Source organism: Mucilaginibacter sp., from assembly GCF_039935595.1.
Taxonomy (GTDB): Bacteria; Bacteroidota; Bacteroidia; order Sphingobacteriales; family Sphingobacteriaceae; genus Mucilaginibacter.
In genome coordinates this window covers 24,696-36,540 of record NZ_JBDTJZ010000070.1, presented here as the reverse complement: position 1 = coordinate 36,540, position 11,845 = coordinate 24,696, and the positions used below count along the sequence as shown (strand labels likewise).

The 11,845-nt window shown below is 41.5% G+C and carries 11 protein-coding genes and 1 pseudogene; 5 read left to right on the top strand and 7 right to left on the bottom strand.

All coding sequences use genetic code 11. From position 1 onward, the window contains the following. A pseudogene (locus ABI367_RS04290) lies at positions 1 to 130 on the top strand (MarC family protein); the annotation flags it as partial. A 71-nt stretch (positions 131 to 201) separates the two neighbouring features. Here the strand turns inward: ABI367_RS04290 and ABI367_RS04285 are convergent. From ABI367_RS04285 to ABI367_RS04265, 5 genes are all read right to left on the bottom strand, one after another. Then, the gene (locus ABI367_RS04285) at positions 202 to 1,371 is read right to left on the bottom strand and encodes an RsmB/NOP family class I SAM-dependent RNA methyltransferase (RefSeq protein ID WP_462228852.1); all 1,170 of its coding nucleotides are present in this window, start codon (positions 1,369 to 1,371) and stop codon (positions 202 to 204) included. Then, on the bottom strand, positions 1,368 to 2,585 hold the full coding sequence (locus ABI367_RS04280; RefSeq protein ID WP_462228850.1) for an ABC transporter substrate-binding protein: 1,218 nt from the start codon (positions 2,583 to 2,585) through the stop codon (positions 1,368 to 1,370). Before ABI367_RS04280 ends, ABI367_RS04285 begins: the two co-directional genes overlap by 4 nt. Further along, positions 2,572 to 4,101 carry a glutamine-hydrolyzing GMP synthase gene (gene guaA / locus ABI367_RS04275; protein ID WP_462228848.1) on the bottom strand — a complete coding sequence of 510 codons (1,530 nt, stop codon included), beginning with the start codon at positions 4,099 to 4,101 and terminating at the stop codon, positions 2,572 to 2,574. The genes ABI367_RS04280 and guaA overlap by 14 nt, the downstream gene beginning before the upstream one ends. Before the next feature lie 61 nt (positions 4,102 to 4,162). Then, entirely contained in the window at positions 4,163 to 4,549 is a 387-nt protein-coding gene (locus tag ABI367_RS04270) for a type II toxin-antitoxin system VapC family toxin (protein WP_462228846.1), read from the bottom strand. Then, positions 4,524 to 4,709: a hypothetical protein gene (locus tag ABI367_RS04265; RefSeq protein ID WP_462228844.1), complete on the bottom strand. Its 186-nt coding sequence runs from the start codon at positions 4,707 to 4,709 to the stop codon at positions 4,524 to 4,526. Before ABI367_RS04265 ends, ABI367_RS04270 begins: the two co-directional genes overlap by 26 nt. A gap of 72 nt (positions 4,710 to 4,781) precedes the next feature. Here ABI367_RS04265 and ABI367_RS04260 point away from each other — a divergent pair, with 72 nt between their 5' ends. Then, positions 4,782 to 5,342 (top strand): tetratricopeptide repeat protein, encoded by a 561-nt coding sequence (locus tag ABI367_RS04260; RefSeq protein ID WP_462258018.1) that lies wholly within the window; start codon positions 4,782 to 4,784, stop codon positions 5,340 to 5,342. Position 5,343: 1 nt separating this feature from the next. Beyond that, complete coding sequence (locus ABI367_RS04255) at positions 5,344 to 5,880, top strand: GNAT family N-acetyltransferase (RefSeq protein WP_462228840.1); 537 nt, start codon at positions 5,344 to 5,346, stop codon at positions 5,878 to 5,880. Here the strand turns inward: ABI367_RS04255 and ABI367_RS04250 are convergent. Continuing rightward, the gene (locus ABI367_RS04250) at positions 5,877 to 6,503 is read right to left on the bottom strand and encodes a porin family protein (protein ID WP_462228837.1); all 627 of its coding nucleotides are present in this window, start codon (positions 6,501 to 6,503) and stop codon (positions 5,877 to 5,879) included. The genes ABI367_RS04255 and ABI367_RS04250 overlap by 4 nt on opposite strands. 166 nt (positions 6,504 to 6,669) lie before the next feature. Here ABI367_RS04250 and leuS point away from each other — a divergent pair, with 166 nt between their 5' ends. Then, positions 6,670 to 9,471 (top strand): leucine--tRNA ligase, encoded by a 2,802-nt coding sequence (leuS, locus tag ABI367_RS04245; protein WP_462228835.1) that lies wholly within the window; start codon positions 6,670 to 6,672, stop codon positions 9,469 to 9,471. 12 nt (positions 9,472 to 9,483) lie between these two features. Here leuS and ABI367_RS04240 read toward each other — a convergent pair whose 3' ends face one another. Further along, the gene (locus ABI367_RS04240; RefSeq protein WP_462228833.1) at positions 9,484 to 11,289 is read right to left on the bottom strand and encodes a MutS-related protein; all 1,806 of its coding nucleotides are present in this window, start codon (positions 11,287 to 11,289) and stop codon (positions 9,484 to 9,486) included. Positions 11,290 to 11,353: 64 nt separating this feature from the next. Here ABI367_RS04240 and rlmH point away from each other — a divergent pair, with 64 nt between their 5' ends. Continuing rightward, positions 11,354 to 11,827: a 23S rRNA (pseudouridine(1915)-N(3))-methyltransferase RlmH gene (rlmH, locus tag ABI367_RS04235; protein WP_462228831.1), complete on the top strand. Its 474-nt coding sequence runs from the start codon at positions 11,354 to 11,356 to the stop codon at positions 11,825 to 11,827. Positions 11,828 to 11,845: the final 18 nt, after the last annotated feature.

The window sequence follows — 11,845 nt, the reverse complement described above, 5'->3', positions numbered from 1 at the left end:
GGTACTTAAAAATGTGCAATGGCTGGAAAAGCTATTCGGCAAAACCGGTATCAATATACTGCGCAAAGCGTTTGGGGTAATATTGCTGGCTATCGCCATTAAATTGTTTAGGAGCAATACGCACCTTTAGCCCCCTAACCCCCTAAAGGGGGAACGATAATGGCATATTTATAAAAAAAGTTACTTCAAAAAACTCCCCCTTCAGGGGGCTGGGGGGCTAAGCCTCGCTACAAACATGGTATCCGCTTTATGCTCATAACCTTTTAGCACTTTCTTTTCCTCCATCTTCAATCCCAACTCTTTTACTAAATAATCAACCACATCCTCGTTCTCGCCTTTAAAGGCCGAGCAGGTAATGTATATTAATGGTTTACCGGGTTTTAAAAATTTAACCACATTGGCAGCAATGGTTTTTTGCAGGCGCTGAAAAAATTCAATTTTATGCTCATCAAATTGGGCTATCATTTCGGGTGTGCGGCCCCAGGTGCCGCTTCCACTGCAAGGTGCATCCAGTATAATACCGTCAAACTCATAATCGTGCAGGGTTTGGTCCACATTTTGGGTAAGGTCCAATATTTTTTTCTGGTATTTGGTTAGGCCCGCGCTTTGAAAGCGCTCATCCAGGTTGGTTAATATAGATTCGCGGATGTCTGATACCACCAGTTTAATAGTGGGTTCATCCTCAAATAGCAATAACGATTTACCGCCCGATGCCGCGCAGGCATCCCACCAGTTATCCCACTTTTGCGGCTTAAAATAGTTGGCCGTTTGTTGCGACGAATAATCCTGCACCTCAAACCAATGCTGTATAGGGAACAGGTTTTCCAGTCGGGTACCGTTGGGTAATGATAAACAGCCGTTGCCTTCATCTTTAAAAACAACTTCGGCCTTGGCCAATACGGCCTTAACCAAATGGTCGTACCCGTTATGTACGTGTATAAACAGGTCGGGCTGCGTAAAAAACGACTTTAAAAAAGCATCTTGATCAATACCTTTTGAAAGCTGACCAATCCACGGAAAAACATCCTCCAAATTAAAATCCGTGTATGCGGCCTTAATCATCGCCAGTTTTTCATCAATTGGGAAACCTACACAGGCTGCCCAATCGGGTTTAAAGTGCTGTAAAAAGGAGTTGAGTTGTGTATTGCATAAAAATTCGGCTACAAACAGGCGCTCATCAACCGGCAAATGGGGCAGGGCTCTGCCCAACCTGAAATAGTTATATACCAACCTATTGGCAATGCGCCTGTCGGTTGAGCCCATTTGTTTGTTTTGGCGATAAAAACCGGGTAAAAATTTGCCTAAGGGCGTTTCAGCCGGATACGCCTCCAATATTCGCTGAAACGTTTTAAGCTGGTTTATCGCTTTCATTTTACTTGCTTTAATGCAAAGTTACTGTACTTATATACATTTACGTGCGTATTTATCCATCCCAGACCGGTTTTTTTTTCGAAATGGAAAGAATTATGCATCCCGGTAAAATCATTTCGGGTAATATTTTTTAAGCCGTCATCACCGTCGGCCAATAATTTACCAAAATATATACCCTCGTCAAAACCTTTAATGGCATATACGGTAGGTTCGGCATGATAATTTTTGCGGTAGGTGCGAATAAAACTTAGAGTTTCGGGTGCTTTGTAATTTATATTTTCTGATGAGGTTATATGTACTTTTAATCGCTGCAAAAGTTCGGCTTTCAGGTAAGTTAAGTCCTTCCAGCTTGGGTGCCCAAAAATGGTTATAGGGTATTTTTTGCCTAACGAATCAAGGGTACGCAGCGTCACTATTAAAAATGCCTGGTTGGTTGATGGCATTATAAATATATTTTGTTCCGTTAATGATAGTTGCGGTTCCAGCACTTTTAGTTGGCCGTGTACTACGGTTAGTTGGTTTACTTTTATACGTTTTTTACTAAGGCTGTCTATGGCGGTTTTAAACGGGGATAGATAATCGTTATCCTCGCTATAACCCGATTTGAGTATAAATACTTTTTTGGGCTTTAATGTTGTTGTAATATAACCCGCGGCGGCCCAGGCATGGTATTCAAGCGGCGGGTTGACCGTAACCAAATTTCGATTTTTAAAAGTTGCAGGCGATGCCGGGGCAAGCGGCGATACTATGGGTTTGCGCACGCTGGTTAATACAGCTGTAAAAGCTTTAATATCTACCGGGAAAACAGGGCCCACAATAAGATCACTCGCCCGTATTTGTGCGTTATAAGCCAGGGCGTGGGCCTGCGATGGCAGGTCCTTGGAATCATAGACCTGCAGTTTATAATTATAACCGAATGTGGTGAGCGAATCAAGCGCGAGCTTAAATCCCTGGTAATAATCAACTGCTATATTGGCTTTTTTTAGGGCGGCGTTGTTGTTATACCCTTTATCAAGATAATCGAGGTCAAACGGCAATAGCAACGATATCAGCGAGACTTTTGGCTCAACCTTAACTGGGGGCTTTGCTTCGGGTACTTTAACTATTGGTTTTTCTACGGGTGCAGGTGACGATGCAACAGGCTGCAACCTGGGCGAACATGCCCCTGTAAACAGCGCTGTTAGTACATAAATTAACCACCTATTCCCACTCAATAGTGGCCGGTGGTTTTGAGCTGATATCATACACTACCCGGTTAATTCCTTTTACGTTGTTAATGATCTCGTTGGATATTTTTGCCAGCAAGTCATACGGTAAATGGCACCAATCGGCGGTCATGCCGTCTAATGATTCAACAGCGCGCAGGCAAATTACGTTCTCGTAAGTACGCTCATCGCCCATAACACCAACAGATTGTACCGGCAAAAATATAGATCCGGCCTGCCAAACTTTATCATAAACACCGGCCGACCGCAAATTGTTGATATAAATTGCATCAGCCTCCTGTAATATGGCAACTTTCTCGGGCGTAACCTCACCTAATATCCTGATAGCCAAGCCCGGGCCGGGGAAAGGATGGCGGCCTAATATATTCGGGTCAATGCCTAAAGCTTTACCTACTTTGCGCACTTCGTCCTTAAATAACGTATTTAAAGGCTCAATTACTTTTAGTTTCATAAAATCAGGCAAACCACCCACGTTGTGGTGCGATTTAATGGTTGCCGATGGTCCTTTTACCGATACCGATTCAATAACGTCTGGGTAAATGGTGCCCTGGCCAAGCCATTTCACATCCTGTACTTCGTGCGCGGCATCATCAAATACCTCTATGAATACACGACCTATGGCTTTGCGCTTTTTTTCGGGGTCGGTTAGTCCAGCCAACGCATCGTAAAAACGTTGTTTGGCGTCAATACCTTTTATATTCAAACCCATGTGCTGGTACGAATCCAGTACCGATTGGTACTCGTCTTTGCGCAGCAAGCCATTGTCAACAAAAATGCAATGCAGGTTTTTGCCGATAGCATGGTGCAGCAATACTGCCGCTACCGATGAATCAACCCCTCCTGATAATCCTAATACCACCTTATCATCGCCCAATTTTTCTTTAAGCGCGGCTATGGTAGTTTCCACAAACGAATCAGGGGTCCAATCCTGCTTGCAACCGCAAATATCAACCAAAAAGTTATGCAGCAATTGTTTACCGTCAATACTATGCGTTACTTCCGGGTGAAACTGGATACCGTAGGTTTGGGTTTCTTTTATATGATAAGCGGCTACTTTAACCGTATCTGTACTGGCAATTATTTCAAAATCATCCCCAATGCGTGCAATGGTATCACCATGCGACATCCAAACCTGCGAGTTTAACGGTACAAGCCTGAACAGCGGGTTTTTTGTATCAATATATTGCAAATTGGCGCGGCCATATTCGCGTGTGCTTGATGGTAATACCTCGCCGCCATGAAAATGGGCCACATATTGCGCGCCATAGCAAACACCCAAAATAGGCAGCGTGTTATGGAATTTGGCAAACTCAAAATGTGGCGCGTCTTCCTGCCTTACCGAGTAGGGGCTGCCCGAAAGGATAATGCCTTTTACGCTGCTGTCAACTTTGGTAAATTTATTGTACGGGTGGATCTCACAGTAAATATTGAGCTCCCTGACACGGCGCGCTATGAGTTGGGTAAACTGCGAGCCAAAGTCAAGAATGAGGATTTTTTCTTGCATGGGCAAAGATAGTTTTTTGGATGGAAAAGTGGGGGACGATTTTAGATTTTTGGGTAAATCGCTATGTAAGATCAATATTATGTTGATATGTTATTAGCTTTAGATCTTTAATTGTTTTAAACTGCTTGTCAGCAGTTATTAATGGAAAATCTAATGTCAATGCAGTTGCAGCTATAATAGCGTCGGCCAATTTTAAATGATAGGCTTTTCTTATGGCAATGTATTTTTCTTTTATACGATTATTTACTGGAATAACAGAGCAGTCCCTTAAAAGTCTATTAATTTGATATTCTTCTTGATCCGAAATGTTTTTAAATCCAATAAGTTCTAATTCTGTTATAAAGGATAGATAAATATCCTTTCCTTGAAGAAAGCTTTCAATAGTATCGCTACCATTTAATAAATACAAAATGATATTAGTATCAACTAATATCTCTTTCCCAATCATTTCTCAAATTTAATTGACTGGTTAATGGGTCTTCCTTCAAAGATAAAACACCATTGTATTTTTTTGCATTAAAACCGCTTAAAGCTTTTTCTTTATAGAGTTTTTTCTCTATAGCTTCAATGTCTTTTTTGTTAGCACCCTTTTTTAATAACAATACCATAAGCGTAAATTATAATAACAAATTTAACAAAAAACATTTATACTGTATCTATATTTGGTTGTGTTTAAAAAAGTGATATTTCTTGCACTTCTAATATTTACTATCGGTACAACCTATGCCCAAACCCCCGATGCCGTTTACGATCAATACCTTGATTTTAACCTGGCCCGTTTCCAAAACGAAAGTTCAAAAGCCCTGCTTATTGGCGAAAGCCTGTTGCCCAATGTAGCTAAACTGCCTGCAAAAAGCCAGGTGCTTTATTATAACGGTTTGGCCAAATTATATGAGGATAGTTCGCAGCCGGATAAAGCCATTACTTATTACGAGTTGGTAGTAGCAGCCCAGCCCGATTATTATGTGCCGCACCGTGCTTTGGGCTATTTATATAACGAAAAGGCTAAAGAAATTTATAAACAAATACAGGCAGGTAAAGGCGATGCGGTAGCCTATAAAGCAGCGGTAATGAAAGCCCTGCCGCATTTAGAAAAAGCCCAGGCCTGCGACCCAAGCGACGAAACTTTAACTTTAATAAAATTTCTGTATAATAGTATTAAAGATACTGCGGGTTTAACTTCATTACCTGCACGATTAGCTGTGCTTGGCAAAAACTGTGTAACTGTTTTAAGTGAATAGTATGGCTGTTACAATCCGCTTAGCCACGTTTGAGGATGTACCCCATCTTTTAAAGTTGATAGATATTTCGGTCCGCGGATTAAGTGCGAATTATTACACGCCCAACCAAATTGAAAGCTCGCTAAAATATTTGTTTGGGGTTGATAGTCAATTAATAATTGATAGCACTTATTATGTAGCCGAAATTGACGGTGTTATGGTTGGTTGCGGCGGATGGAGCAAACGTAATACGCTATTTGGCGGCGACCAGCATAAACAGGTGGAGGACCCTTTACTTGATCCGGCAAAGGATGCCGCCCGCATCCGTGCATTTTTTGTGCATCCCGGTTATGCCAGGCAGGGAATAGGCCGTCATATTATTGATGTTTGCGAGGCCGAAGCCCTGAAAAATGGCTTCACCCGGTTTGAACTGGGTGCAACATTATCCGGCGTGCCACTTTATACGGCTATGGGTTATCAGCCGGTTAAGCGTGTTGATACTATTTTGCCTGATGGCGAAGTTTTGGGTGTTTTAAAAATGGAGAGACGTGGGACTTAAAAATCAAACCCAACATTAAAGCTTGACCTCGCGTTATTTCCGGCAGAGCCATTTTTTACAATATTAGATCCCCCGCCCTGGCCGTCATACTCAATAAAAAATTTAGTGCCTTTTGATAAAGGTATTTTTACACCTATACCTAATGCCAAACCCGCATCAGTACTATTATATGCGCTCTTTAAATCCATACTTTTATTTATATCATAAGTGGCCGATGTTAAAAAGCCAATATATGGTCCAAAATTTAAATACCAATTCCTGGTACGGCCAAAATGCCAGTTGGCCATTACAGGTACTGTTATATAGTTGAGATAAAATTTTACATTATAATAGGAATTTGGAAATGTGAAAGGGGATTGGGAGTAAGAGGTAATGGTATTTTCCATCCATCCTTTCTGGTCATATATGAGTTTAAACTTGATGCCCCACCTGTCAGAAAAGTATTGCTCGTCTGCTATATATAAGTTAAAACCGGTTTTGGCAGGGGTATAATCCTTTTGGTCAGACACATATATAGATGACCCGCTAACGCCGCCACCTATACCAAATTCATTTTTGCTTTGGGCATGGCTTGCTGCATAAATGCCCATCACCGCAAATAGCGTAGTAAGGATTTTTTTCATAAATGTGATAAATTTTAAGTTATACAAAGTTAAAAGAAATTCTTTGTAAAGAAATATTTAGTTGATATGTAATATCATTTAACTGCTACATAACAGTCCATAAATAGCTGTTAAACTAAGATAGATTTTCTTAATTTCGCGGTTCAATACCTAATAACCCAACCAAATGGATTATCAATTTAAAGATATAGAGCAAAAGTGGCAGCAGTTTTGGGCCGATAACGGTACGTTTAAAGCCGATAATAGCTCCGCCAAACCTAAGTATTATGTGCTGGATATGTTTCCTTACCCATCAGGTGCGGGGCTGCATGTGGGCCATCCGCTGGGATATATTGCTTCTGATATTTTTGCACGATATAAACGTTTAAAAGGTTTTAACGTATTGCACCCTATGGGTTATGACAGCTTTGGCCTACCCGCCGAGCAATATGCCATACAAACCGGGCAACATCCATTGGTTACTACCGAGGCTAATATTGCTACTTATCGCCGTCAGTTAGATCAGATAGGTTTTTCGTTCGACTGGAGCCGCGAGGTGCGCACCAGCTCGCCGGATTATTATAAATGGACGCAATGGATATTTATGCAGCTGTTTAACAGCTGGTATAATAAGGATGCCGATAAAGCGGAATCAATAGCTAAGTTGGTTGAACATTTTGAAAAAAACGGATCAGCAGGTATTAATGCTGTTTGTGATGAAGAAGTTTTAAGTTTTTCTGCCGATGAATGGAACGCGATGGATAATCGCGCCCAGCAGAATGAACTGTTAAAATATAGATTAACCTATCTGCGCGAAAGTACCGTAAACTGGTGCCCGGCTTTAGGTACGGTATTAGCTAATGACGAAGTAAAAGATGGATTTAGCGAACGCGGCGGTTACCCCGTTGAACAAAAGAAAATGATGCAATGGAGCATGCGCATTACCGCCTATGCCGAGCGACTTTTACAGGGATTGGACACCATTGACTGGCCTGAGCCTTTAAAAGAGATGCAGCGCAACTGGATAGGTAAAAGCACCGGTGCCAGCGTGAAATTTCCGATAGAGAAAACTGCTCAGAACTTACAATCCGCCACCCATTTTATAGAAGTATTTACCACACGTGTTGATACCATATTCGGGGTTACCTTTTTAGTAATAGCACCCGAGCATGAGTTGGTGGCTGAGTTAACAACGCCAGAGCAAAAGGCAGAGATCCAAGCTTACATTGATCAAACCAAAAAGAAATCAGAGTTGGATCGTATGGCCGATGCCAAAACGGTATCAGGTGCGTTTACAGGTAGCTATGTGCGTAACCCGTTAAACGATGAGTTAGTGCCGATATATATTGCCGACTATGTATTGGCAGGTTATGGTACCGGGGCAGTAATGGCCGTACCAAGCGGAGATCAGCGCGACTTTTTGTTTGCCAAACATTTTAACCTGAACATAGTACCCATACTGGATACCCAGGATATTACCACCGAAGCCGACCCCACTAAGGAAGGTAAATACATTAATTCAGACTTTATAAATGGCTTGACCTACAAAGAAGCCACCGCCGCCGTTGTTGCCAAACTGGAAGAGTTAGGTGCGGGTCGCGCCAAAATAAACTTCAGGATGCGCGACGCCATATTTGGCCGCCAGCGTTATTGGGGCGAGCCGGTGCCGGTTTACTTTAAAGATGGCCTGCCGCATTTAATTACCGAGCAGGAACTGCCGTTGTTATTGCCCGAAGTGGATAAGTACCTCCCAACCGAAAGCGGCGAACCGCCGTTGGGTAGGGCAACCAACTGGAAGCATCCCGAAGGAGAATATGAACTAAGCACCATGCCCGGCTGGGCCGGAAGCAGCTGGTACTGGTACCGCTATATGGATGCGCATAACGATGCAGCATTTGCATCTAAAGAAGCTATTGAGTACTGGAAAGATGTTGACCTATACATAGGCGGCAGCGAGCACGCTACCGGTCACCTGTTATACAGCCGTTTCTGGAATAAGTTTATGAAGGATATTGGTCTGGTGGTAGAAGAAGAGCCTTTTAAAAAGCTAATAAACCAGGGGATGATACAGGGGAGGAGTAATTTTGTGTACCGTTTAGTTGATGATGAGGGTCGTGGTACCAATACTTTTATTTCGCATGGCTTAATTGGTCAATACAAGACATCACCATTGCATGTTGATGTAAACATCGTGGAGAACGAGGTGCTGAATACTGAAAAATTTAAAAAGTGGCGTGATGATTTTGCTAACGCGGAATTTATTTTAGAAAACGGTAAATACATCTGTGGTGTTGAAGTGGAAAAAATGTCCAAATCCAAATTCAACGTGGTCAATCCAGACGATCTTTGCCAACGGTACGGTGCGGATACCCTGCGTATGTACGAGATGTTTTTAGGTCCGTTAGAGCAAAGCAAACCGTGGAATACCAATGGTATTGAGGGTGTGTTTAAATTTCTGCGTAAATTTTGGAGGCTTTTCCATAACGATGCCTGGGAATTTAAGGTGTCTGACAATGAACCAAGCAAAGCCGAATTAAAATCATTACATAAAATTATCCGCAAGGTTGAGGAAGATATAGAGCGTTTCTCGTTCAATACTTCGGTATCCAGCTTTATGATAGCCATTAATGAATTGACCGACCTTAAATGCAATAACCGAGCGATATTGCAGGATTTGGTTGTGGTACTTTCATCATACGCTCCGCATATATGTGAAGAGTTATGGGTGATGCTGGGCAATGAGGCGGGTAGTTTGTCGTACGCACCATATCCTAAATTTAACCCGACTTATTTGGTTGAAGATGAATTTGCCTACCCTATATCCATCAACGGAAAAACAAAAATGAATTTAAATATTTCATTGAGTTTGGATGTGTCCGCCATTGAAGCGTTGGTACGCGCTAATGCTGATGTACAAAGATACCTGGACGGAAAAGAACCTAAAAAAGTAATTGTAGTAAAGGGCCGTATTGTTAATATAGTGGTATAAATTACAAGTTTGTTAATCTATATCAATGCCTATTTGTTTAAGCAGTAAGGTAGCATTAAATGTTTTGCATTCGCCGTGCTTCATTTTATAATCAAACAGCATTTCGCCGTTTTTTACCTGTATATCAAAGTAAAAATTGCGCACATAATCGGGGTATTGCTGCTCCAGTTGGGCTATTTGCAGGTCGTGCGTGGCTACCATGCCCACGCCTTTTTTCCTTATCAACTGCTCAATAACTGCTTTTGATCCACGGTATTTATCAACCGAGTTGGTGCCTCTCAGCATCTCATCAATCAAAAAGAAAACTTTAGGATTGGTATTATCAACAGCCGCAAGCAGCATTTGCAGGCGGTCCAGTTCGGCTTTAAAAGTCGAGGTGCTTTCGTTCAATGAATCCTTGATACGCATATAGCTTACCATGGTCATAACCGATACCTGCATGCTTTTAGCACAAACCGGCGCGCCGCATAAGGCCAATACCGTATTAATACCAATAGTGCGCAAAAAGGTGCTCTTGCCAGCCATGTTTGAGCCGGTTATAATATCTACCTTAAAAGTATTATCCAGTTCATAGTCATTTACCATCCGGCTATTTGCCGGTATAAGCGGATGCGCCAGCTCGGTAGCAATAAGTGTATAACCTTCGCTGTCTGCAATTTCTGGCAGGCACCAATCAGGGTAGTTTATTTGCAGGCTTGAAAGGCTTATAAGGGCCTCATAGTCTGCAATAACATCAAAGCTGTCCTCCAAATTGGTATGGTTATTACGTTTCCATTGCTCAATGGCTATTACCTGCTTTAGCGCCCAAAGAAAAAACACATTCAAAATAAAATTAACTATCATTACCAGGTTATAGCTTAACTTATTAATGAGTTTAGCCAGTTCGGTAATGTTTTTTGAGGTTTGTTTTTGTTTTATACGATCGGCCAGATCTGTAGTATATGACGATTGCCATTCGGTGTTCTCTATTTTACTAAACACCGCGGCATAGGCCGACAATACCTTGCTTATTTTATCAGCAATAAAGGATGACTTAGCAATATAACTGCCTTTTGACGATACAATAATGAGGTTAGCGGCAGCCAAAATAATAGCTATGAATTTGGATGCCGGTAACCACCAGGCGCCTATTATAGCGGCCGTTAATAAAAAGGGTGCTATTTTAATGTATTTAAGCAGCCCGTTTTCGCCGGGTATGTTTAAAGGGACACGTAAATAGTTGAATAGTAATTTTAGCTGGTCGGCATCTTCGTTTTTAGCAAATAACAGTAGGGTTTGTAGCTCCGGTTTCCATTGGTCTTTGGCGGCAAGTTCCTTAATAGCCTCCTGTCTTGATAAAATAGTTTTCTTGTTGGCAGGTGTGCTTAACCATTCGGCAAGCATAGTATTGCCGGGCTGTGTAGCGGCGCGGTTTATAAAATGAAATAAGGAAGCATGGCCAAAAATATCCAGATCAGCGCTGTAATAATGCTTTTCGTTGTTATAGGCTTCGCCGTTATCATATAAGTTGGCACGGGTATTAATATTGGTTATTTCGTTTTCATTAACCCGTTGCAGGTTTAAAAAGTATTCTTTTTGCTGTTCAAAAATGCTTTGACGTGATACCAGCCAGGCAAAACCTAACATAAGCAACGGGAACGCGATAGCCATAATATTAAAGTTATCCTTTACCACAGCAAAATAAATAGCCAGTATCATCAGGGCGAAAATGCCCAAACGCATCAGCGAATAAGTATCGGCCAGTTTTTTATATTTAGCGGCTTGCTGCCCGGCCAGTTGGGCATTAAGGGTATAATTATCAATAATAGGTTGTTGCATGGTGAATAAAAATCAGGCTAAATAAGCACTTATATTTTAAATAAACGTTTATTTACTTTGTATTATGAAGATTGTTTTTTTAACAGTAGGTAAAACTGAGGACGCTTATTTAAAAGAGGGGATAGATAAGTATGTAAAGCGGCTAAAACATTATACAAAACTGGAACTTATTGAAATTAACGAACTAAAAAATACCAAAGCCTTAACATCCGAACAGCAAAAAGTTAAGGAGGCAGAATTGATATTAAAAAAGCTGTCGCCGCTTGACCATGTGGTGCTGTTAGATGAAAAAGGTATGGAGTTTTCATCCAAACAATTTGCCGCTTATCTTAATAAAAAAGCAATCAGTTCAACGTCGACCTTATTTTTTATAGTTGGTGGACCGTACGGGTTTGACGAGTCGGTTTACGCCAGGGCAAATGATAAATTATCCCTATCGCGGATGACATTTTCGCACCAAATGATACGCCTGCTGTTTGTTGAACAATTGTACCGTGCCTTTACTATTATTAAGGGCGAACCGTATCACCATGAATGATACCATTGTCTGTGTCCG